This window comes from Burkholderia sp. 572, assembly GCF_040545135.1.
In the GTDB taxonomy this organism is placed as follows: Bacteria; Pseudomonadota; Gammaproteobacteria; order Burkholderiales; family Burkholderiaceae; genus Burkholderia; species Burkholderia cepacia.
Genome location: NZ_JBEPLH010000001.1, coordinates 596,404 through 616,552 on the forward strand (window position 1 = coordinate 596,404; position 20,149 = coordinate 616,552).

At 69.2% G+C, this 20,149-nt stretch carries 23 protein-coding genes; 14 read left to right on the forward strand and 9 right to left on the reverse strand.

The annotated features are described in order from the left end of the window. The first annotated feature begins 377 nt into the window (after nt 1-377). From ABIC51_RS02705 to ltaE, 3 genes are all read left to right on the forward strand, one after another. The gene (locus ABIC51_RS02705) at nt 378-704 is read left to right on the forward strand and encodes a hypothetical protein (protein ID WP_175854527.1); all 327 of its coding nucleotides are present in this window, start codon (nt 378-380) and stop codon (nt 702-704) included. A gap of 13 nt (nt 705-717) precedes the next feature. After that, nucleotides 718-1,272: a YMGG-like glycine zipper-containing protein gene (locus ABIC51_RS02710; RefSeq protein ID WP_027790370.1), complete on the forward strand. Its 555-nt coding sequence runs from the start codon at nt 718-720 to the stop codon at nt 1,270-1,272. A gap of 158 nt (nt 1,273-1,430) precedes the next feature. After that, nucleotides 1,431-2,444: a low-specificity L-threonine aldolase gene (ltaE, locus tag ABIC51_RS02715; RefSeq protein WP_027790371.1), complete on the forward strand. Its 1,014-nt coding sequence runs from the start codon at nt 1,431-1,433 to the stop codon at nt 2,442-2,444. A 114-nt stretch (nt 2,445-2,558) separates the two neighbouring features. On the opposite strand, the gene ABIC51_RS02720 is transcribed toward ltaE, so the two are convergent. Both ABIC51_RS02720 and ABIC51_RS02725 read right to left on the reverse strand, forming a co-directional pair. Further along, nucleotides 2,559-2,771: a DUF1059 domain-containing protein gene (locus ABIC51_RS02720; RefSeq protein ID WP_027790372.1), complete on the reverse strand. Its 213-nt coding sequence runs from the start codon at nt 2,769-2,771 to the stop codon at nt 2,559-2,561. A 166-nt stretch (nt 2,772-2,937) separates the two neighbouring features. Continuing rightward, the gene (locus ABIC51_RS02725) at nt 2,938-3,843 is read right to left on the reverse strand and encodes an HTH-type transcriptional regulator ArgP (protein ID WP_354006339.1); all 906 of its coding nucleotides are present in this window, start codon (nt 3,841-3,843) and stop codon (nt 2,938-2,940) included. Nucleotides 3,844-4,136: 293 nt separating this feature from the next. On the opposite strand from ABIC51_RS02725, the gene ABIC51_RS02730 reads away from it, so the two are divergent. From ABIC51_RS02730 to ABIC51_RS02740, 3 genes are all read left to right on the forward strand, one after another. Further along, a complete protein-coding gene (locus ABIC51_RS02730) occupies nt 4,137-4,790 on the forward strand; it encodes a peroxiredoxin (RefSeq protein ID WP_027790373.1) in 654 nt (217 codons plus the stop codon). A 124-nt stretch (nt 4,791-4,914) separates the two neighbouring features. Then, nucleotides 4,915-5,985 (forward strand): rhodanese-like domain-containing protein, encoded by a 1,071-nt coding sequence (locus ABIC51_RS02735; RefSeq protein WP_354006340.1) that lies wholly within the window; start codon nt 4,915-4,917, stop codon nt 5,983-5,985. Nucleotides 5,986-6,108: 123 nt separating this feature from the next. After that, nucleotides 6,109-6,768: a glutathione S-transferase family protein gene (locus ABIC51_RS02740; RefSeq protein ID WP_226188805.1), complete on the forward strand. Its 660-nt coding sequence runs from the start codon at nt 6,109-6,111 to the stop codon at nt 6,766-6,768. A 99-nt stretch (nt 6,769-6,867) separates the two neighbouring features. Here the strand turns inward: ABIC51_RS02740 and ABIC51_RS02745 are convergent, their stop codons facing one another. The 3 genes from ABIC51_RS02745 to ABIC51_RS02755 form a co-directional block, all read right to left on the reverse strand. Then, nucleotides 6,868-7,560 carry a phosphatase PAP2 family protein gene (locus ABIC51_RS02745; protein ID WP_146253761.1) on the reverse strand — a complete coding sequence of 231 codons (693 nt, stop codon included), beginning with the start codon at nt 7,558-7,560 and terminating at the stop codon, nt 6,868-6,870. A gap of 475 nt (nt 7,561-8,035) precedes the next feature. Beyond that, nucleotides 8,036-8,674, reverse strand: a complete 639-nt coding sequence (locus ABIC51_RS02750; RefSeq protein WP_060083919.1) for a 2-hydroxychromene-2-carboxylate isomerase — start codon at nt 8,672-8,674, stop codon at nt 8,036-8,038. Between the two features lie 152 nt (nt 8,675-8,826). Continuing rightward, on the reverse strand, nt 8,827-9,648 hold the full coding sequence (locus ABIC51_RS02755) for an IclR family transcriptional regulator (protein WP_060083806.1): 822 nt from the start codon (nt 9,646-9,648) through the stop codon (nt 8,827-8,829). A 172-nt stretch (nt 9,649-9,820) separates the two neighbouring features. Between ABIC51_RS02755 and ABIC51_RS02760 the strand changes: the two genes are divergently transcribed. From ABIC51_RS02760 to ABIC51_RS02775, 4 genes are all read left to right on the forward strand, one after another. After that, nucleotides 9,821-10,807 (forward strand): hydroxymethylglutaryl-CoA lyase, encoded by a 987-nt coding sequence (locus ABIC51_RS02760; RefSeq protein ID WP_027790379.1) that lies wholly within the window; start codon nt 9,821-9,823, stop codon nt 10,805-10,807. After that, nucleotides 10,804-12,084 carry a CaiB/BaiF CoA transferase family protein gene (locus tag ABIC51_RS02765; protein WP_059699830.1) on the forward strand — a complete coding sequence of 427 codons (1,281 nt, stop codon included), beginning with the start codon at nt 10,804-10,806 and terminating at the stop codon, nt 12,082-12,084. Before ABIC51_RS02760 ends, ABIC51_RS02765 begins: the two co-directional genes overlap by 4 nt. 83 nt (nt 12,085-12,167) lie before the next feature. Beyond that, on the forward strand, nt 12,168-13,475 hold the full coding sequence (locus tag ABIC51_RS02770; RefSeq protein ID WP_175860383.1) for an MFS transporter: 1,308 nt from the start codon (nt 12,168-12,170) through the stop codon (nt 13,473-13,475). A gap of 1 nt (nt 13,476) precedes the next feature. After that, a complete protein-coding gene (locus ABIC51_RS02775; RefSeq protein ID WP_146253758.1) occupies nt 13,477-14,610 on the forward strand; it encodes an amidohydrolase family protein in 1,134 nt (377 codons plus the stop codon). Between the two features lie 31 nt (nt 14,611-14,641). On the opposite strand, the gene ABIC51_RS02780 is transcribed toward ABIC51_RS02775, so the two are convergent. From ABIC51_RS02780 to ABIC51_RS02790, 3 genes are all read right to left on the reverse strand, one after another. Beyond that, the gene (locus ABIC51_RS02780; protein ID WP_027790383.1) at nt 14,642-15,118 is read right to left on the reverse strand and encodes an SRPBCC family protein; all 477 of its coding nucleotides are present in this window, start codon (nt 15,116-15,118) and stop codon (nt 14,642-14,644) included. A 119-nt stretch (nt 15,119-15,237) separates the two neighbouring features. Next, nucleotides 15,238-15,723 carry an SRPBCC family protein gene (locus tag ABIC51_RS02785; protein ID WP_354006341.1) on the reverse strand — a complete coding sequence of 162 codons (486 nt, stop codon included), beginning with the start codon at nt 15,721-15,723 and terminating at the stop codon, nt 15,238-15,240. Then, a complete protein-coding gene (locus tag ABIC51_RS02790) occupies nt 15,695-16,060 on the reverse strand; it encodes an ArsR/SmtB family transcription factor (protein WP_027790385.1) in 366 nt (121 codons plus the stop codon). Before ABIC51_RS02790 ends, ABIC51_RS02785 begins: the two co-directional genes overlap by 29 nt. Nucleotides 16,061-16,263: 203 nt before the next feature. Between ABIC51_RS02790 and ABIC51_RS02795 the strand changes: the two genes are divergently transcribed. From ABIC51_RS02795 to ABIC51_RS02805, 3 genes are all read left to right on the forward strand, one after another. Further along, entirely contained in the window at nt 16,264-16,794 is a 531-nt protein-coding gene (locus ABIC51_RS02795; RefSeq protein ID WP_027790386.1) for a GNAT family N-acetyltransferase, read from the forward strand. A gap of 11 nt (nt 16,795-16,805) precedes the next feature. Continuing rightward, nucleotides 16,806-17,591: a YhfC family intramembrane metalloprotease gene (locus ABIC51_RS02800; RefSeq protein ID WP_354006342.1), complete on the forward strand. Its 786-nt coding sequence runs from the start codon at nt 16,806-16,808 to the stop codon at nt 17,589-17,591. Between the two features lie 273 nt (nt 17,592-17,864). Next, on the forward strand, nt 17,865-18,443 hold the full coding sequence (locus ABIC51_RS02805; protein WP_027790388.1) for a membrane protein: 579 nt from the start codon (nt 17,865-17,867) through the stop codon (nt 18,441-18,443). Between the two features lie 46 nt (nt 18,444-18,489). On the opposite strand, the gene ABIC51_RS02810 is transcribed toward ABIC51_RS02805, so the two are convergent. Then, a complete protein-coding gene (locus tag ABIC51_RS02810; protein WP_175898405.1) occupies nt 18,490-19,074 on the reverse strand; it encodes a TetR/AcrR family transcriptional regulator in 585 nt (194 codons plus the stop codon). A 346-nt stretch (nt 19,075-19,420) separates the two neighbouring features. Here ABIC51_RS02810 and ABIC51_RS02815 point away from each other — a divergent pair, with 346 nt between their 5' ends. Beyond that, entirely contained in the window at nt 19,421-20,125 is a 705-nt protein-coding gene (locus ABIC51_RS02815; RefSeq protein ID WP_048023522.1) for an SDR family oxidoreductase, read from the forward strand. The last annotated feature ends 24 nt before the right edge of the window (nt 20,126-20,149 follow it).

Here is a 20,149-nt window from a genome sequence, read left to right on the forward strand (position 1 = left end):
TGTCCAGCCCGGCGCGCGCGATTCCGGGGTAAATCGTTGATTCGTATCAAGAAGGCTGCTTGCGGCGCGCGCGGCCGCGGCGTGGCGGTCTGACGCACGTGCGTCAATATGGCGCGTCGCGTCATCGGAACGGTTCGATCCGGGCGCGAACGCTGCGCGACACCGCCCCCTCGGCGCCCGCGCGCGGCCGAACCGTTGCGGTGCGTTATCGCGTAACGCACCCGCTCGCGCCGGCGGGACGCGGGTGATGGGGTCTGTCACATCGGTAACGCCGCGCAACATTGGCGCGTGCGCCCGTAATGGATGACGGATCGCGCGCGGCGTAGCGTTCGGTATGTCGGGTTCGCATCGACGAACCGCCAGCCGGAGAACGTGACGTGAATGGATTGAAGCTCGCACTGGGCGCGGTGGCCGCAGTGGCGATCGCGACGGGCGGCGTGGCGCATGCCGCCCGGGTCGGGGTCTATGTCGGCCCCGGCTACCCGTATTACTACCCCGTCGTCCCTGCGCCTTATTACTACCCGCCGCCCGTCGTCGCGGTACCCGTCGACCCGGGGCCGCCGCCCGAGTACGTCGAGAAAGGTCAGCCGCGGGACGACGGCGACGCGAACGTCTGGTACTACTGCGACGCGTCGAAGCATTACTACCCGCATGTGAAGACCTGCAAGTCGGGCTGGCGATCGGTGCCGGCACGGCCGCAGTGACGGAGGCGCGACGATGAAATCCCTGTTTCGACCACTGCGCGTGCCGGCCGCGCTGGCGCTGGCCGGCCTGCTCGGCGCGTGCGCGTACATGCCGGCCGGGCCGAGCGTGATGGCGCTGCCCGGCACCGGCAAGTCGTTCGACCAGTTCCGTGCCGACGATGCGAACTGCCGTCAATACGCGTTCGAGCAATCGGGCGGCGTGAGTGCCGGGCAGGCGTCGACCGCGAGCGCGGTCGGCAGCGCGGCCGTCGGCACCGCGCTCGGGGCGGCGGCCGGCGCGGCGTTCAACGGCGGCACGGGTGCGGCCGTCGGCGCAGGCGCGGGGCTGCTCGCGGGCAGCGTGGTCGGCGCCGGTGCGGCGCAAGGCTCGGCCTACGACATCCAGCGCCGCTACGACTACGGCTACCTGCAATGCATGTACGCGACCGGCAACCGCGTGCCGGTGCCGGGCGGGATGAGCGGCGGCGGTGGGGGCGGCGGATACGGCGGTGGCGGATACGGCGGCGCACCGCGCGCGGCACCGCCGATGCCGCCGGCGGGTGTCCAGCCGCCGCCGCCGCGCTACTGACGGCGGCCCGGGCGGCGGCGTGCCGCATCGCATGCCGGTGCGCCGTGCTCGCGTCGGCCGTCGGCACACACACGCTGCGTGAATTGCGTACACTCTGAGTCTCGTTTCGGCAGGGCCGGGCGCATCGGTTCCGGTCCGCGTTTACCCAGGACTCAGCGATGATCGATTTACGCAGCGATACCGTGACACGTCCGAGCCAGGCAATGCTGGCCGCGATGACTGCCGCCGAAGTCGGCGACGACGTATGGGGTGACGACCCGACCGTGCTGCGCCTGCAGGCGGTGATGGCCGAGCGCGCCGGCAAGGAAGCCGGCCTGTTCTTCCCGAGCGGCACGCAGAGCAACCTCGCCGCGCTGATGGCCCATTGCGAACGCGGCGACGAGTACATCGTCGGCCAGCTCGCGCACACCTACAAGTACGAAGGCGGCGGTGCGGCCGTGCTGGGCAGCATCCAGCCGCAGCCGATCGAGAACGCGCCGGACGGCACGCTGCCGCTCGCGAAGATCGCCGCGGCGATCAAGCCGATCGACAATCACTTTGCCCGCACGCGCCTGCTCGCGCTGGAAAACACGATCGGCGGCCAGGTCTTGCCGGAAGGCTATGTCCAGGAAGCCACCGCGTTCGCGCGCAGCCGCGGGTTGGCGCTGCATCTCGACGGCGCGCGCGTGTGCAACGCCGCCGTCGCGTCGGGCCGTTCGATCGCCGAGCTGTGCGCGCCGTTCGACACCGTGTCGATCTGCTTCTCGAAAGGGCTCGGTACACCGGTCGGCTCGGTGCTGGTCGGCAACCGCGTGCTGATCGAGCGCGCGCAGCGCTGGCGCAAGGTGCTCGGCGGCGCGATGCGGCAGTCGGGCATTCTCGCGGCCGCGTGCCTGTATGCGCTCGACCACAACGTCGAGCGGCTCGCGGACGATCACGCGAACGCCGCGCATCTCGCGGCGGGCCTCGCGCGCATCGACGCGGTGAAGGTGCTGTCGCACGCGACGAACATGGTGTTCGCGCAATTCCCCGAAGCCGATTGCGCGCCGCTCGAGGCGTGGCTCAAGGAACGCGGGATCCTCACGCAGATGCTGTACGCGTCGCGCTTCGTCACGCACTGCGACGTGTCGCGCGCGGACATCGATACCTTCGTCGACGCGGTCGGCGCGTATTTCGCGCAGCGCCGCGCGTAACGGGGAATGCGCCGGCCGGCGGGAGAGCCGGCACGAGGTGGCGCGAAGCAGGGAGCGAAGAGGCGACGGGGGCGACGGGGCAACCCGTCTGTCGATATCGGGCGAGCCGGCGGATTACGCTTGCCGGGGTGCGTCGGCGGGGGGCGTGCCGTCGCGGAACAGCGCTTTCAGTTGCGTGCGCAGTTCGGCGCTGTCGGTGTGCTGGTGCACCAGCACCGCGTGTTGCACGGCGGCCTCCAGCAGTTCGTTGTCGGAGTCGGCGGAAATCGCGACCGAGCAATGCGTCGCGCTGGGAAACTCGCGGCAATCGATATAGCGGCGGGACATGATGTTCTCCTTGCGGGAAAGGGAACGGCCGGATGTGCGTGATCGGCCGCGCGGCGCGTTCGCGAGGCCGATGGAAAAAGTATAGGCGGCGCGGCAGGGTTTCTCGCTGCGATGCGTACCGCGCCGCGCGCCATGCACCGCCCTGGCGGTGTCGATCACCCGCGCGTCACGGCAGCGGCGCGAGCAGCCGGCGCGCCGCCTCGACGACGCGTTCCGACAACGACGCCATCGTCGGCGACTGCACGGTCCACGCGTGCCAGTACAGCGTGACGTCGGTCGGATGCGCGGGCGCGAGATCGACGAGCCCCTGCGCGTCGAGCGGCGCGGCGCCGATCAGCGGCTCCGGCACCATCGCGTAGCCGAGCCCGTGCCGCACCGCCGCGAAGTGCGAATGGGTGCCCGGCACGTAATGGCACGGGTAGGCGCCCTCGGGCAGCCCGAACTTCTCCTTCAGGAACGACGACTGCAGCGTATCGCGTCGCGAGTACGCGACGACGGGCGCCTTGCGCGCGCTCGTGCGGTTCAGCCCGCGCGGGAACCAGCGCACCGCGAACGCGGCGGCCGCGAGCAGCCGGTAGCGCATCGTGCCGAGCGGCGTCGCGAGGCAGCCGCGCATCGGCTTCGGCTCGGTCGTCACGCAGCCCACCGCCATCCCGCTTTCGAGCAGCGCGAACGTGTGGTCCTGGTCTTCGACGATCAGCTCGAACAGGATGCGCTCGCCGGCGAGTACGGACGTCAGTGCCGGGAGAAACCACGTGCCGAGGCTGTCGGAATTGAGCGCGATCGTGACCGAGATCGGCGATTCGCGCTCGGTCGCGAGCGTGCTTTGCAGGTCGGCCTGCAGCAGCGCGACGCGGCGAAGGTGCTGCAGCACGCGCTGCCCGGCCGCCGTCGGGCGGCACGGCCGCGTGCGCAGCACGAGCGGCGTGCCGAGGCTCGCTTCCAGTGCGCGGACCCGCTGTGTGACCGCTGATGCGGTCACGTGCAGGCGCACGGCCGCCTGCTCGAAGCTGCCCGTGTTGGCGACGGCCAGCAGTGCGGCGGCCTGCTTCGGATCGATCGTCATCGACATGTCGGCGGCATTCCTGTGAACGTAAGACGAGAGGAGCCGCTAGTGTAAGGCAGCCCGCACGCGCGCCCGGTTGCGGCGCATCGTGCTGCCGTGCCGCATTCGTCGTCGGAATCGGCCAAGGCATGACGCACACCGCACACCGCATCCCGGTGGTGCGCGCATTTTGAACTAGGCTATATGAACGCGCGGAACCCGGGCATGTGCCATGCCTGCACTCCGCGCGCGGACGATCGCGCGTCGCGCGCAAGCCGCGGCGCGGGCGTCGTGACGATTCCCATTTGACGGAGACGAACATGTCGATTCGACTAGGCGAGGACGCGCCCGATTTCACCGCGGAGACCACCGAGGGAACGATCCGCTTTCATGAATGGATCGGCGACCATTGGGCGATCCTGTTTTCCCATCCGAAGGATTTCACGCCGGTATGCACGACCGAACTCGGCTACATGGCCGGGCTCAAGCCGGAATTCGACAAGCGCAACACGAAGATCATCGGGCTGTCGATCGATCCGGTCAGCGATCACCGGAAGTGGGTGGCGGATATCGCCGAGACGCAGGGTCACGCGGTCAACTATCCGCTGATCGGCGACGACGAGCTGAAGGTCGCGAAGCTGTACGACATGATTCATCCGAATGCGAGCGGCGGCCCGCGCACGGCGGTCGACAACGCGACCGTGCGCTCGGTGTTCGTCATCGGGCCGGACAAGAAGGTCAAGGCGATGCTCGTTTATCCGATGAGCGCGGGACGCAATTTCGACGAGGTGCTGCGCCTGCTCGACGCGTTGCAGCTCAACGCGCAGCATACGGTGGCGACGCCGGTCAACTGGCGGCCCGGCGACGATGTCATCATTCCGACGTCGGTGTCGGACGATGCGGCGAAGCAGAAGTATCCGCAGGGCTTCCGGACGCTGAAGCCGTACCTGCGTTACGTGACGCAGCCGGGCTGACGCGCCGTGCCGGCCGGATGCCGGCAGTGCAGGACCACGACGGGGCGGCCCGCGCGGCGGCCGCGGCGGCGGCGGCGGCGCGGGCCGGACAATGCGCATCAACCAGCGACGGAGCGACTTCGCGATGATCTTCCGGCAACTCTTCGACCCGCAGTCGTCGACGTATACGTACCTGCTCGCCGACCGCGCGTCGCGCGAAGCGCTGCTGATCGATCCGGTGTTCGAGCAGGTGCGCCGCGACGCGGCGCTGCTCGACGAGCTCGGGCTGCGGCTCGTCGCGACCGTCGACACGCACGTGCATGCCGATCACGTGACGGGCGCGTGGCTGCTGAAGCAGCGCACGGGCAGCACGATCGCGATCTCGGCCGCGAGCGGCGCGCAGGGCGCCGATCGTTACCTGAACGACGGCGACCGCTGTGCGTTCGGCGCGCGCTACCTGACCGTGCGCGCGACGCCCGGCCACACGAGCGGCTGCATCAGCCTCGTGCTCGACGACGAATCGATGACGTTCACCGGCGATTGCCTGCTGATCCGCGGCACCGGTCGCACCGACTTCCAGCAGGGCGACCCGCGCGCGCTGTATCGCGCGGTGCACGGCCGGCTTTTCACGCTGCCGGCCGCGTGCCTGCTGTATCCGGCGCACGACTATCGCGGGCTCACGGTGACGAGCGTCGGCGAGGAGCGGCGCTTCAATCCGCGCCTCGGCGGTGATCTGAGCGAAGACGATTTCGCGGGCTACATGCGCAACCTCGGGCTCGCGCACCCGCGCCAGATCGATGTCGCGGTGCCGGCGAACCTGCAATGCGGCGTCGCCGCGAACGCGCCCGATGCGCAGGCGGCACCCGACTGGGCGCCGCTCGTCTATACGTTCGCGGGGTTCTGGGAAATCGATCCGCAATGGCTCGAGGATCATTTGCAGGCGGTGCAGGTGGTCGACGTGCGCGAGCCGGACGAATTCACGGGCCCGCTCGGTCACCTGCCCGGCGCGATGCCGATTCCGCTCGGCGAACTGGCCGCGCGTGCCGGCGAGATCGCGCGCGACCGGCCGGTCGTGACCGTGTGCCGGGCCGGCGGGCGATCCGCGCAGGCGACCGTGATCCTGCTGAAAGCCGGCTTCGACACGGTCGCCAATCTCGGCGGCGGGATGCTGCGCTGGCGTGCCGAGGGGCGCGTCGTGATGGACGGCCGGTCGTAACGGCACAAGTCGCACGAAAAAAATTCCGGACCGCTGTCGAAACGGCCGGGGGCCGTTCGTCGTCAAGGTATCCGATCACGTGGCGCCGCACGACGCGGCGCCGAAACCCGGAGAGACCGCACGATGATACCGACGCTTTACGCCCATCCCTTTTCGTCCTACTGCCAGAAGGTGCTGACCGCGCTGTACGAGAACGGCACGCCGTTCGCGTATCGCGTGCTCGCGCACGACGATCCGAAGCCGATGCAGGAACTGGCCGCGCTGTGGCCGCTGAAGCGCTTTCCGGTGCTGGTCGATGCCGGCCGCACCGTGATCGAGGCGTCCATCATCATCGAGTACCTCGGCCTGAACCATCCGGGCCCCGTGCGGCTGCTGCCCGACGATCCGCACGCGGCGCTCGAGGTGCGCACGATGGATCGTTTCTTCGACAACTACGTGTCGACGCCGCAGCAGAAGGTCGTGTTCGATGCGCTGCGGCCGGAAGCCGAGCGCGATGCGCGCGGTGTCGCCGATGCGCGCGCGATGCTCGACACGTCGTATGCGTGGCTGGACAGGAAGATGGCCGATCGCGAATGGGCGGCCGGCGACCGCTTCAGCCTCGCCGACTGCGGCGCGGCGCCGTTCCTGTTCTATGCGGACTGGACGCACCGGATCGATCCGTCGTTCGCGAACGTGATCGCGTATCGCAAGCGTCTGCTGGCGCGGCCGTCGTTTGCGCGCGCGGTCGACGAGGCGCGGCCGTATCGCTCGTTCTTTCCGCTGGGCGCGCCCGATCGCGACTGAGCGGCGCGGGCGTTGCGCGGCGCGCCGACGCCGCGCATGGCCGGCAGCGCGTGCCGGGGCGACGGAACGAAAGCAGCGGCAGCATCGCGGCGTCTCCCGTTACATCGTGCGGGTGGCCGACTGCGCGAGCGTCAGCAGTTCGTCGAACTGCGTGATCAGCTCGAAGCACAGCAGGAACGCGAGCGTATAGGCCGGCGCGGGGAAGCGCCGGATCGTCGCCAGCACCTGCGGCGCGAAGCGCGAACGGATCGCGTCGCGCGTCAGCAGCCATGCGATCGCGATGCCGATCGCGGCGCCGGCGATCAGGTCGGTCGGGTAGTGGAAGCCGAGATAGGCGCGCGGTACGCAGATGAACACGACCGCATACAGCAGCGCGAGCACGCCGACGCGGCGCGCGATGATGAAGATGCCGGTAGCGATCGCCATCCACAGCATCGCGTGATCGCTGGGAAACGAACTCCATGCCTGCAGCGTGGCCGCGCGCAGGCCTGCCGACGGGAAGTGCAGGTGCAGTTCGGGGTTGTAGATCGGCCGCACGCGGAACGGCAGCACCTGGGCGAGCAGCCGGCCGAACGCGAGCGCGACGAGCCCGCTCGTGATCGTCGCGACGACCAGCTCGCGCTGCCGCTCGCGGTTCGGGCCCGGCTGGAACCACAGCCAGCACAGCACGGGAATGAGCACGAAGCCCTTGAACGTGTACAGGCCCGCGATCACGCGGATCGCGTGATTCATCAGCGGTCCGAACGTGATGTGGGTGAGGAAGGTCTGGATCGTGGTATCGAAATTGTTCATGTCGTGCGATCCCGGCGGACGCCCGGTGCATCGCGCGCGGCCGGCCGGATCTGGAAGCGCGCTCGCACCGGAGCGCAACGGGGGGCAAGTATGTCACCCGTTATTTCGAAGAAAATGCGAAAAAATACCGGGAATCCCCTGATGAAACGGGGCTGTGCGATGGGGCCGGATGGGCGGGCGCCGCGTGGCGGGGGGATCGGAATCGTCCGATATTTCCGCGTCGATGCGCGCGGCCATCGGAAAAATAATCGGTAGAACTGGACAGTCGCGCGGGCCGGTCTGGATCTTGCACCAAATGAGCGGTTCTCGCGCCGGATGCGCGCGAATCTGCCGGGCCGCGCGGCGTCATGCGTGCGCCGATCGAAAATAAAAGAAAAGGCGGGCAAGCCCTGTGGGGCTGCCCGCCATGTGCGTGCGGTGCGGAAATTCGGCGGCGCCGGATTCGTGCCGTGAGCGCCGGGCGGCCGCGGCGCCGTCAGCCGCGCCGGATGCCTTCGGGCAGTGCGCTGATGCGGCGCACTTCGGGCGAATCGAGCCACGCGCGCGACGTCGCGCAGTCGGCGAACATGTCGGTCGCATCCTCTCCCCAGAACAGGTCGCCGTCGAGTTCGAAGGTCGGCACGCCGAATACGCCGTGCGCGATCGCATCGTCGGTGTTCGCGCGCAGCGCGTCCTTGACCGGCTGGGCTTCGACGGCCGTCACGCCTTCCGGGAAGCCGACGGCTTCGCACAGTGCGGCGAAGCCTTCCGGCGTCGACACGTCCCGGCCGTCGCGCCAGATATGCCGGAAGATCCGGCGGATCGCGTCGGGTGAACTGCCCATCGCGATCGCGAGACGCAGCGGCCTGATCGGATTGAACGGGTGCGCGGGCGGCATCCGGAACGTAATGCCGAGCTTGTCCGCGCGATATTGCGCGTGGCGATAGGTGAAGACGCGTTTCGCCGCGATCTCGGCCGGCGCTTTCTGGCCCCAGTGTGAGAGTAGTGCGCCGAGCACGATGGGCCGCGGCTCGAACGCGGCGGCGGCCGGCAACCGGTCGAACTGTTCCTGCTGCAGGTAGGCGAATGGCGACACGAAATCGAAATACCAGATGGCGGTGCGCGCGGCGTTCATGGTGGCTGCCCTCATGGGTGTCCGGTTGGCGGTGGCATGCGCGGCACGCCCGCAGGCGGCGCGCGATGCATGCATCGGCGGCCAGTGTCGCACGCGGCTGCCCTTTGCGTTGTTGCTGTAGCGCTGTTGCGTGGCGGGGCGCGCGCCGCCGGTCATGACGCCGTGTCGCCGTGGCCTGCTGCCGGCGCGAACTGCGCGAGGCTGTCACGTACGGCCGCCGCATCGTAGCGCGCGCCTGCGCCGCCGAGCGCCACGGTCGCCTTCTGCGCGAGCGGCAGCAGCATCGCGAGCGCTGCCGCCATGGCCGGTGCGGCGGCGAGCCGCGATTTCGGGCCCGACACGGTCAGCGCGCCGACACACTCGCCGGCCGCACCGAACACGGGTACGGACGCCGAAGCCGTCTCGGGGTCGCGCTCGCCGTACGACGCGGCCCAGAGTCGTTCGCGCACGTCGTGCCATTGCGCATCCTGCGTGTCGGTGAACGCCAGCAGCACCTTCCCGGACGCGCCCTGGCGAACCGGAAATTCCTCGCCGACACGAATCGACACGCGCACCGCGCGGGCGGGCTCGACCCGGTACAGCACCGAGCGCATGTCGCCCTGTCGCACGTAGAACGATGCCGTTTCGCCGAGTTCGCGGCTGAGCGTTTCGAGCAGCGGCTCGACCACCGGGCCGACCCGGAACGAACGCTGGTACAGCGCGGCGAGCCGCAGCGGCTCGTGCCCGATCGCGTACTGGCCGTCGTCGAGCTTGCGCATAAAGCCACCATGCTCGAGCGCGGCGAGCAGGCGCAGGATCGTGCTCTTGTACAGCCCGGTGCGGCGCGACAGCTCCGCGAGCGACAGCCGGTCGTCGGTCTGCCCGAAGGCGCGGAGGATCGCGAACGCGCGATCGAGGACGGCGACGCCGCTGGACGCTTCTTCGGCCGGCGAATCGGGCTCGCTGCCGGCGTGATCGGTGTGAGTCGTAGGCACTGCCTGCTTCCTTCAGAGGATGATCGGTCGACTATATCGTTCTGCCTGACAGAACTCAAGTTCCAGAAAATCGCAATTTCACGGGTATACCCCGCTTACAGCGCGTTCGACGCACGCTTAGAGTTCTGTCAAACAGAACGATGTTCTTTCAGGTAGAACGATGGAGTATCAAATGAGCGTTTCCGAATATCCGAAGGTGCTGGTCAGCGAGGTCGGGCCGCGCGACGGCCTGCAGAGCATCCGGGCCGTGATGCCGACGGCCGGCAAGCTGCGCTGGATCACGGCGCTGGCCGCGGCCGGCTTGCGCGAGATCGAGGTCGGGTCGTTCGTGCCGGCGAGGCTGTTGCCGCAGATGGCCGACGTGCGTGAGGTCGTCGCGCATGCGCTGGCGATTCCCGGGCTGCATGTCGCCGCGCTCGCGCCGAACCTGCGCGGTGCCGAGGGCGCATTCGAAGCAGGCGTGCACAAGCTCACGCTGCCGGTATCGGTGACGGAGGCGCATTCGCTGGCGAATATCCGCAAGACGCCCGCGCAGATGATCGACGAGGTGCGCGCGATCGTCGCGCTGCGCGATGCGCGGTTCCCGTCGGTGCAGATCGAGGCGGGCGTGTCGGTCGCGTTCGGCTGCACGATCGCGGGCGCCGTCAGCGACGACGAGACGATCGCGATGGCGGTGGCGATGGCCGAATGCGGGGTCGACGAGATCGGGCTGTCCGACACGAGCGGCTATGCGAACCCGGCGCAGGTGCGCCGGCTGTTTGCCCGGCTGCGCCGGGAAGTCGGCGACAAGGCGGGCGGCGCGCATTTCCACAATACGCGCGGGCAGGGGCTCGCCAACGTCGTCGCGGCGCTCGACGCGGGCGTGACGACGATCGATGCGAGCCAGGGCGGCCTCGGCGGTTGTCCGTATGCGCCGGGTGCGACCGGCAACATCGTCACCGAGGATCTCGTGTTCCTGCTCGAATCGGCGGGATTCGACACGGGTATCGACGTCGACGCCCTGCTCGCCGCGCGCGCGATCCTGCACGCGGCGCTGCCGGCCGAGGCGTTGTACGGCCATGTGCCGGACGCCGGTTTGCCGAAGGGCTTCCGTTACGCGGACGGCCGTTCTCCAGCCGCGCCGCAACCGGAAGGATGCCTGGCGGGAGTCGCGCAATGAACGGCCGCCAACCCGCTTCGATGCTGCCGTACGCCGGCGTCCGCGTGATCGAGATGACGCACATGGTGATGGGCCCGACCTGCGGGATGCTGCTCGCGGATCTCGGCGCGGAAGTCATCAAGATCGAACCGATCGCCGGCGACAGCACGCGCGCGCTGCGCGGTTCGGGCGCGGGATTCTTCGGGATGTTCAACCGCAACAAGAAAAGCCTCGCGGTCGACGTGAAGGATCCGCGCGGGCTCGAGATCGTGCTGCGGCTCGTCGCGACGGCGGACGTGTTCAGCGAGAACTTCAAGAGCGGCACGATGGACCGGCTCGGCCTCGGTTATCCGGCGCTGCACTCGCTGAATCCGCGCATCGTGTACGTGTCGCACAAGGGCTTCCTGCCGGGGCCGTACGAGCATCGCACCGCGCTCGACGAGGTGGTGCAGATGATGGGCGGCCTCGCATACATGACCGGCCCGGAGGGGCGGCCGCTGCGCGCGGGCGCGAGCGTGAACGACATCATGGGCGGCATGTTCGGCGCGATCGGCGCGATGGCCGCGCTCGCGCAGCGCGAGCGCACCGGCCGCGGCCAGCAGGTGCAGAGTTCGCTGTTCGAAAACAACGTGTTCCTCGTGGCGCAGCACATGATGCAGTTCGCGGTGACGGGGCAGGCCGCATCGCCGATGCCGAGCCGGATTTCCGCGTGGGCCGTCTACGACGTGTTCTCCGTGAAGGACGGCGAGCAGATCTTTCTCGCGGTCGTGTCGGATACGCAGTGGGCGTTGTTCTGCGATGCGTTCGGGCTGGCTGCGCTGAAGGACGATGCGCGCCTCGCGACCAACAACCTGCGCGTGCAGGCGCGCGAGTGGCTGCTGCCCGAACTGCGCGCGCGGCTCGCGCCGCATTCGGCCGCGGAGATCGGCGCGATCTTCGAGTCGATCGGCCTGCCGTATGCACCGATCACCAAGCCGCAGGACCTGTTCGACGATCCGCACCTGCTGGCGACGGGCGGCCTCGCGGACGTGACTTTGCCGGCCGATGCGAGCAGCGCCGGGCGGCCGGTCGACACGCGCACCGCGCTGCTGCCGCTCACGCTCGCGGGCGAGCGCCTGCGGCTGCGCTCGGCGCCGCCGGCGCTCGGGCAAGACACGCGCGCGCTGCTTGGCGAACTCGGCTACACGCCGGACGAGGCGCGCGCGCTGATCGAAGCCGGCGTCGTGGCCGGGCGGCACGACGCGGACGGCGCGGCGGCGGGCGGCGCGCCGTCCCCGAACGAACTGGCGAGCGCGTAGCGCGGCCGCGATCCCCTGATCGAACAAAGGCGTCCCGACCGCGCCACGCGCGGGCGAGGATCGCCCTATCCACGGAGACAACCATGACATCCGCATTCCCGGCGCTGGCCGCCGATCGCGAGACCGATGCATCGATCGAGCAGCGGGCCGTGCGCAAGGCCGCATGGCGCTTCATCCCGCTGCTCGCGCTCGCGTATTTTTTCAATTACCTGGACCGCACGAGCGTCGGGTTCGCGGCGCTCACGATGAACCGCGATCTCGGGCTGACGGCGACGCAGTTCGGCTGGGGCGCGGGGATCATGTTCGCCGGCTACTGCGTGTTCGAGGTGCCGAGCAATCTCGCGCTGTACCGTTTCGGCGCGCGCCGCTGGCTCGCCCGCATCATGATCACGTGGGGCGTGATGGCGGCCGCGACCGCGCTTGCGACCGGGCCGACGAGTTTCTATGCGATCCGGTTGCTGCTCGGTATCGGGGAAGCCGGGTTCTTTCCGGGCGTGATCTTCTTCCTCGCCGTGTGGTTTCCGGCGAGCTACCGCACGCGGGTGCTGGCGTGGTTCACCGTGTCGACGCCGCTGTCGTCGCTGATCGGCGGGCCGCTGTCGACGTGGCTGCTGCAACTCGACGGCGCGCTCGGGCTGGCCGGCTGGAAATGGATGTTCATCGTCGAAGGGCTGCCGGCGTGCGCGCTCGGTTTTCTCGTGCTGAAGCTGCTGTCCGATTCGCCCGCGGATGCCGCGTGGCTGACGGGCGACGAGCGTGCCGCGCTGCAGCGCGCGTTCGAGCGCGAAGGCGCGGCCGCCGGCCGCAAGAAGCGCTTCGGCGTCGCGCTGCGCGACGTGCGCGTGTACGTGCTCGCACTGATCTCGTTCGGTTTCACGATGGGTTCTTACGGGATCGGCATCTGGCTGCCGCAGATGCTCAAGGCGCACGGCATGTCGACGATGCAGACGGGCTGGCTGTCCGCGGTGCCGTACTTCTTCGCGACCGTCGCGCTGCTGTGGTGGGCGAAGCGCGTGGACCGTCGCGGCGGCCCGGTCGCGAACCTGGCGATCGGGCTGTTCATCGGCGCGGTGGCGCTCGGCGTCTCGACGCACTTCCTGACGCTCGGCCCCGCACTCGCCGGCATCACGCTGGCGCTGGTCGGCACGATCGCCGGCCGCACGATCTTCTACACGCTGCCCTCGCGCTTCCTGTCCGGCCAGGCGGCGGCCGGCGGGCTCGCGCTGATCAACTCGATCGGCGCGCTCGGCGGCTTCGCCGGCCCTTATCTCGTCGGCTACCTGAAGGACGGCTTCGGCACCTTTACCGCCGGCATGCTCGGCCTCGCGATCGTGCTCGCGATCACGACGCTGCTGACGCTGTCGCTGTATGCGTTCGACCGGAGCGAATGACATGGACACGACGCTTTCGATCAAGCGGCGCCGGCTGCTCGGCGCGGCCGCCGCATCGCTCGCGCTGCCCGCGTTCGCCGAGACGCGCGCGGCGACCCAGGAGGGAGTTTCCCGCATGACGACGCAAAGCAACTATCTGGCGGTCCGCCCCGACTGGCTTGCGTCGGCGCTCGAACCCGTGCTCGAGCCCGACCTGCCGATCGTCGACGCGCATCATCATTTCTATGAGCGGCCGGGCTGGATCTACATGCTCGACGACTATCTGGAGGACGCGCGCTCGGGCCACAACCTCCAGGCGTCCGTCTACATGCAGGCGCAGACGCGCTATCGCGATGCGGGCCCGGTCGAACTGAAGCCGGCGGGCGAGACGGCCTACGTTGCCGGCGTGACCGAGCCGTTGCAGCAGCACGGCCGCCCGGCTGTCGCGAAAGGCATCGTCGGCCATGCGGACCTGCGTCTCGGCGAGCGCGTGCGCGAGGTGCTCGAAGCACATCTCGAAGCCGGACGCGGGCGGTTTCGCGGCGTTCGTCACCTGACGACCTGGGATGCCGATCCGACGCTCGCCAATCCGCTATCGGCGGTGCCGCGCGGCATGCTGCTCGATTCCGCGTACCGGGCGGGCGTCGCGCAACTCGCGCCGCTCGGGCTGTCGTACGACGCGTGGCTGTTCTTTCCCCAGCTACCTGAACTGTTCGAGCTCGCGAAGGCGAATCCCGATACGCGCATCATCGTCAATCACTGCGGCGGCGTCGTACGGATCGCGAGTTATGCCGACAAGCGGCCGGAGGTGTTCGAGCGCTGGTCGGCGTCGATGCGCGCGCTCGCACGGCTGCCGAACGTGTACGTGAAGGTCGGCGGGCTCGGGATGCGCATCAACGGTTTCGATTTCGAGAAAGGCGCGCGGCCGCCGTCTTCCGTGCAACTCGCCGACGCGTGGAAGCCGTGGATGATGACCTGCATCGACGCGTTCGGCCCCGAGCGCTGCATGTTCGAGAGCAATTTTCCGGTCGACAAGGGCTCGTATTCGTTCGTGAACGGCTGGAATGCGTTCAAGCGCCTGACGGCGCAGGCAAGCCCGGACGAGCGCGACGCGCTGTTCCGCGGCACGGTCACGCGGGCTTACCGGCTCGGCTGACGCGCGTCGCGACGACAGGCCCGGCGCTTGCTCACTCCGCCTCCACCAGCGCGGCCAGCCTCGCCAGCGCCATTTGCCAGCCGGTTTCGTTGTCGGCGACCGGCACGCCGGGCGGCACCCCGTCGTGCACGGCGTCCACGCGCGTGCCGCCCGCTTCGTCGGACAGCGTGATCGTGATCGTCATGGCGCCGCGCAGCATCGGATCGTCGGTTTCGAACACGTCGATCTCGACGATCTGCTCGTCCGGCACGAGCGTGACGAAGCGGCCGTGATAGGTATCGGTGCGCGCGGTGGTCTTGCCGGTGCCGGCCGACGGTGCGTCATAGCTCAGCGACACGCGCAGCGCGCCGCCTTCGCGCGCGTCGTACGCATGCACGCGGCACGTCATGCCGTCGGGCACCTTCCATTGTTCGACGGCGTGCGGATCGAGCAGCGCGCGGTAGACGCGCCCGCGCGGGGCGTTCAGGTGCCGGCTGACCCGGGTCGAATGCGTGTGCGTGTGCAACATGTCGCCTCCCGCGGAGCGCGCGCGACGGTGCATGCCGGCGGCCGGCGTGTCGTCGCGCTTCCTTCAGGAATCCTAGGCGCGCGCGAGGCGGCATGCAATGATCGCGCACCCGGCCGCGCTCAGCGCAGCGCGGCCGCGAAGGCGTCGAGCTGCGTGATGCAGGTGTTCCAGCCCTCGAAGAAGCCGAGCGCTTCATGGCGCTCGCGCGTGGCGGCGTCCGGATGCATCACGCGCGCCTCGTAGCGGCTGCCCGCATCGGCGTCGGCCATTGTGACGACTGCCGTGAACCCCATCCACGGCACTTGCGGCCGCCAGCCGCCCGCGAGCATCGACGTGAACGCGATGCGCGATTCGGGCACGATTTCGAGGAAGCAGCCGGGGTTGTCGCTCGTGCCGCCGTCGGGGCCGCGCATGAACGTGTGGAAAGCGCCGCCCGGACGCAGGTCGAATGCGCGCACTTCGGTGGTCCACGGTTTCGGGCACCACCATTCCTTCAGCAGTTCGGGGTCGGTCCACGCACGCCACAGCGCGTGGCGCGGCGCGTGCAACGTCCGCGTGATGACGAGATCGTGGGCTTCAGCGGGGTCGACGGGGCTGGCTGACATCGTGCTCCTCCTGGTGACGGCGTTCGACGAATTCGACGAGACGATCGGATCGTGCTTCCCACAGCGCGCGTTGCGCGGCGAGCCATGCCTCGGCCTCGGCGAGCCGGCTGCCGACCAGTGTGCAGGTGCGCGAGCGGCCGGATTTCCGGGTCTGCACGAGGCCGCTGCGCTCGAGCACGGCCACGTGCTTCATGAACGACGGCAGCGCCATGTCGAACGGCTCGGCCAGTGCGGAGACGGTCCGCTCGCCCTGGCCGAGCGCGCCGACGATCGCGCAGCGCGTCGGATCGGAGAGGGCGTGGAAGACGTCGCTGATGCCGGGTTGAAAGTTAGCCATGTGGCTAAGTGTAGGCAATGCGAACGGCGATGCAACGGGAATTTTCGTCGCGTAGGATGATGGGGCGGTAACACGCGCCGACCGGGCGCGGTATCGCCGCACGCCTGCTGCCGTTGCGCGAGCCGCGACGATCGGCCGGTGTTCTTTCCGATCCGGCCGCCCGCCGAACCCGTGCGGGCGGCCCACCTGATTACGGGGATGGCATGACCGAATCCGTTACCGTCCGCCGCATCGACGCGGGCGAAGCGATGACCTGCGTCGATGCGCTGGCCGACGTGCTGATCGATTGCGTCGAGGGCGGCGCGTCCGTCAGCTTCATGTTGCCGATCGGGCGGCCGACCGCCGTCGCGTTCTGGACCCACGTCGCCCACGGCGTCGCGAACGGCGAGCGCATCCTGCTCGTTGCCGAGGACGCGGCCGGCCGGATCGTCGGCACCGTGCAGGTCGTGACCGCGCAGCCGGAGAACCAGCCGCATCGCGCGGATATCGCGAAGATGCTCGTGTCGCGGCACGCGCGCCGGCAGGGCATCGCCGGGCGGCTGATGGCGGCGGCCGACGCGGCCGCGCGCGACGCCGGCAAGACCGTGCTCGTGCTCGATACCGTGACGGGCGGCGACGCCGAGCGGCTGTACGAGCGGGCCGGCTGGCAGCGCGTCGGCGTCGTGCCGAACTATGCGTTGATGCCCGACGGCACGCCCTGCGCGACGACGGTTTTCCACAAGCAACTCGCGTAACGGGGCGCGCGATGCAGCCCGTCGCTCCCGCGCTCCTGTTCCTTACGCTCGCGGCCGGTCTCGTCGCGCTGCTCGCGCCTGCGTGGCTCGCGGCCGCGTGGCGACGCCGCACGCAGGTGCCGCTTCGCGTGTTTTTCTACGGGATGCTGACCTTCTTCGTGTTCCAGCCGGTACTGCGCATGTCGTGGCAGATTCCGCTATACCGCTGGCTTGCTCACGACCCGCGCTGGCACCTGCCGATGCTCGTGTTCGCGGCATTGACCGCCGGGCTCTTCGAGGAATGCGGGCGCTGGGTCGCCTTCCGGTATCTGCTGCCGAAGCGGCATGATGCGCCGACGGCCGTGATGCTCGGGCTCGGGCACGGCGGACTGGAGGCGATGCTGCTGGTCGGCGTCGGGTTTCTCGCGCTCGGCACGGCTTATCTGCTCGCGCACGCGGGTGTCGTGGTGCCTGAGGGCGTGCAGTCGCTGGTCGGGTCGCAGTTCGCGGGCATGACGCTCGCGTCGCCCGTTCTCGCGTTGCTCGAGCGCACGAGCGCGCTGGCCGCGCATGTGGGGCTGTCGCTGATCGTGCTGCAGACGTTCGTGCGCGGAACGAAGCGCTGGCTGGTGTATGCGATTACGCTTCATTTCGTGTTCGACCTCGTTGTCGTGCTGCTGACGCGGTACTGGCATGTCGATACGGTGCTGGTCGAGGCGACCCTGTTCGTGTGCAGTGCCGTGCTCCTGTTGCTGGGCATTCGCTGGAGCCGCCGGGCGGCGGGTGCCGGAGGCGCGAGCACGGGGCACGTCGCGTGACGGGCAGGGAGCGTGTCAGCCGTTTGCAGCGGGTTCGGCCGCCGGATGGCGGGCGCATCTGATTATCCGGGCAGCATCAGCTGGTTAAAGGTCCCCGGTTCGACGAAACGGCAGGTCTCAACGGCAAGCGCCGGAATGTCTCCCCGGTCGCGGCGAGCGCAGGGCCCGGGGCGACCGGGCTCCGTCCGGGAATCAGGCAGGGCCGGAGACGTCGCCAGTCCGATATAGTCACGCAGGAAGATTTCAGCAGCACGCCCCGGAACCCCCGCCTCGATGAAACGCTCCCATATCGTCTACGCCCTCACGGGCCTGCTCGTCGCGCTGCCGATTGCCGCGTATGCGCTGGTCAAGCCGCTGCGCGTCGTCGCGCCTGCGCTGGTCCCCGGCGTGTCGTGCCCGAGCGCCGATATCTGCACGGACGATGCCGCGAGGCTCGGCGACGCACGGCAGCTCTATCGCGACGGTTATGCACGCGCGGCGGCAGCCGTCGGTGCGTTCCGGGAGGCGCCGCGCGTCGTGTTCTGTTCGACCCGCGCGTGCGCCGATGCATTCGGCCTCGGCCAGCGCGCGGCGCTGACGCTCGGGAATTTCGGCGTGGTTGTCGCACCGCGCGGCTGGCAGACCTACTTTCTCGCGCACGAGCTGATCCATCACCGCCAGGCGGAAGTGCTCGGCAACCTGGCCGTCGTGACCAAGCCGCGCTGGCTGATCGAAGGGATGGCGTATTCGCTCAGCGACGATCCGCGCCATCCGCTGGCGGAGCCGTTCGAAGCGTGGCGCACGCGTTTCGGCGCATGGCATGCGGCGCTGGGCGGGCAGCCGCTGTGGGAGGCCGCGCGGGCGGTCGAATAGCGCGGCAAGGGCGCCGAGCGCGCCGTCTTGCCCCGCCGTCTGCCCGTCATGCCGGCGCGACCGGATCGTCGCGCCCGGCGGTGAGCGCGTCCCGCCCTGCCGCGAGGATTTCGTCGGCCAGCGCGGGCTCGGTGCCGGCGATCGCGCGCGACAGCACGAGCGCGCCGACCATCTGGTTGAAGACGGCGATCGCGTCGCGACGCGTCTGCGCCGGCGTCCCGCCTTCGACGGCCACCATCCGTTCCAGCCGGTCGAGATACGTGGCGAGGCCGTGCGCGTAGCACGCACGCGCCGCATCGGTCAGTCGCGGCGCATCGCCCGCGAAACCGGACAGCGGGCACCCGGCCTCGACGTTGTCGCGATGCGCGGCCGACAGATACGACGCCACCTGCGCGTCGAGACTGCCGGCGTTCGGCGAATCCGCGCGGTCCTGCATGGCCTTTTCCATCACCTCGGCAACCAGCGCGTCTTTCGACTTGAAGTGGTTGTAGAAGCCGCCCTGCGTGAAGCCGGCTTCCTTCATCAGCTCCGTGAGTCCTACCGCGTCGACTCCGCGCACGCGGAACAGCCGCTCGGCGGCCGCGACAATCGCGCTCCGGTTCTCGGCAGCCTGCTGTCTTGAAACGCCCATCGATCCCTCCCTGATTTTTGCCGATCGCGTCGATTGAAAATCACAATGGCGACCACCATTGACATGAGCAAATTGCGTGAACACAATGCACGGCAAAGACAATGGTGATCGACATTGACATCGAGTGTAGCCGACTTGGCGGAGGGTGCAAAGCCGCTGCCGGAACGGCCGATGGCAATCGATCGGCGTCTTGGGCGCCGCCGGGGCACGTGTATCGGCCAACGGGCGGCTCGCCGTCTGCCGGCGGCGTACCGGTTCGGAACGCAATGGCAGCCTGGTTTTTCACCGGATCTCACGCGCGCGGCGAGCCGGCGCGCATGCGATTCATCATGCGAAAGGAAGCGTCATGAAGATCGAAGGTGCAGTGGTGTTCGTCACGGGTGCGAATCGCGGGCTCGGGCTCGAGTTCGCGAAGCAGGCGCTTGCGAGAGGGGCGCGCAAGGTCTATGCGGCGGCGCGCGATCCGGCCACCGTGACGCTGCCGGGCGTCGTGCCGGTGAAACTCGACGTGACCGATCCGGCGGCCGTCGCGGCGGCCGCCGACGCGGCGCGCGACGTCACGCTGCTGATCAACAACGCGGGCATCGCGCGACTCGGCAGCCTGACGGACGACGGTGCGACCGACGCATTGCGCGACCATTTCGAAACCAACGTGTTCGGGATGCTGGCGATGTCGCGCGCGTTCGCGGGCATCCTCGCCGGCCATGGCGGCGGCGCGATCCTGAACATCCTGTCCGTCGCGAGCTGGGTGAACCGGCCGATCCTGTCGGGCTACGGCGTGTCGAAATCGGCCGCGTGGGCGCTGACCAACGGGCTGCGCCATTCGCTACGCGAGCAGCGCACGCAGGTCGTCGGGCTGCATGCCGGCTTCATCGATACCGATCTGACGGCCGGCCTCGACGTGCCGAAGGCGACGCCGGCCGACGTCGTGCGCCAGGCGTACGAAGCGATCGAAGCAGGGGAAGAAGAAGTGTCGACCGACGAGTTCACGCGGCAGGTGAAGGCTACGCTGTCGTCGGGCGTCTATCTGGAAGAACCGGCGCCGCGTTGACGCCGCCGGAACCTCGAACCCGCC

What these genes read in the sequence shown, in the direction of transcription:
- ABIC51_RS02800 (WP_354006342.1), top strand. Translation starts at nt 16,806, where the DNA reads ATGCAGCCCGTCGCTCCCGCGCTCCTGTTCCTTACGCTCGCGGCCGGT.
- ABIC51_RS02765 (WP_059699830.1), top strand. Translation starts at nt 10,804, where the DNA reads ATGAACGGCCGCCAACCCGCTTCGATGCTGCCGTACGCCGGCGTCCGC.
- ABIC51_RS02720 (WP_027790372.1), bottom strand. Translation starts at nt 2,771, where the DNA reads ATGTCCCGCCGCTATATCGATTGCCGCGAGTTTCCCAGCGCGACGCAT.
- ABIC51_RS02730 (WP_027790373.1), top strand. Translation starts at nt 4,137, where the DNA reads ATGTCGATTCGACTAGGCGAGGACGCGCCCGATTTCACCGCGGAGACC.
- ABIC51_RS02775 (WP_146253758.1), top strand. Translation starts at nt 13,477, where the DNA reads ATGGACACGACGCTTTCGATCAAGCGGCGCCGGCTGCTCGGCGCGGCC.
- ABIC51_RS02740 (WP_226188805.1), top strand. Translation starts at nt 6,109, where the DNA reads ATGATACCGACGCTTTACGCCCATCCCTTTTCGTCCTACTGCCAGAAG.
- ABIC51_RS02770 (WP_175860383.1), top strand. Translation starts at nt 12,168, where the DNA reads ATGACATCCGCATTCCCGGCGCTGGCCGCCGATCGCGAGACCGATGCA.
- ABIC51_RS02725 (WP_354006339.1), bottom strand. Translation starts at nt 3,843, where the DNA reads ATGTCGATGACGATCGATCCGAAGCAGGCCGCCGCACTGCTGGCCGTC.
- ABIC51_RS02790 (WP_027790385.1), bottom strand. Translation starts at nt 16,060, where the DNA reads ATGGCTAACTTTCAACCCGGCATCAGCGACGTCTTCCACGCCCTCTCC.
- ABIC51_RS02785 (WP_354006341.1), bottom strand. Translation starts at nt 15,723, where the DNA reads ATGTCAGCCAGCCCCGTCGACCCCGCTGAAGCCCACGATCTCGTCATC.
- ABIC51_RS02760 (WP_027790379.1), top strand. Translation starts at nt 9,821, where the DNA reads ATGAGCGTTTCCGAATATCCGAAGGTGCTGGTCAGCGAGGTCGGGCCG.
- ABIC51_RS02750 (WP_060083919.1), bottom strand. Translation starts at nt 8,674, where the DNA reads ATGAACGCCGCGCGCACCGCCATCTGGTATTTCGATTTCGTGTCGCCA.
- ABIC51_RS02780 (WP_027790383.1), bottom strand. Translation starts at nt 15,118, where the DNA reads ATGTTGCACACGCACACGCATTCGACCCGGGTCAGCCGGCACCTGAAC.
- ABIC51_RS02815 (WP_048023522.1), top strand. Translation starts at nt 19,421, where the DNA reads ATGAAGATCGAAGGTGCAGTGGTGTTCGTCACGGGTGCGAATCGCGGG.
- ABIC51_RS02805 (WP_027790388.1), top strand. Translation starts at nt 17,865, where the DNA reads ATGAAACGCTCCCATATCGTCTACGCCCTCACGGGCCTGCTCGTCGCG.
- ltaE (WP_027790371.1), top strand. Translation starts at nt 1,431, where the DNA reads ATGATCGATTTACGCAGCGATACCGTGACACGTCCGAGCCAGGCAATG.
- ABIC51_RS02810 (WP_175898405.1), bottom strand. Translation starts at nt 19,074, where the DNA reads ATGGGCGTTTCAAGACAGCAGGCTGCCGAGAACCGGAGCGCGATTGTC.
- ABIC51_RS02795 (WP_027790386.1), top strand. Translation starts at nt 16,264, where the DNA reads ATGACCGAATCCGTTACCGTCCGCCGCATCGACGCGGGCGAAGCGATG.
- ABIC51_RS02710 (WP_027790370.1), top strand. Translation starts at nt 718, where the DNA reads ATGAAATCCCTGTTTCGACCACTGCGCGTGCCGGCCGCGCTGGCGCTG.
- ABIC51_RS02745 (WP_146253761.1), bottom strand. Translation starts at nt 7,560, where the DNA reads ATGAACAATTTCGATACCACGATCCAGACCTTCCTCACCCACATCACG.
- ABIC51_RS02735 (WP_354006340.1), top strand. Translation starts at nt 4,915, where the DNA reads ATGATCTTCCGGCAACTCTTCGACCCGCAGTCGTCGACGTATACGTAC.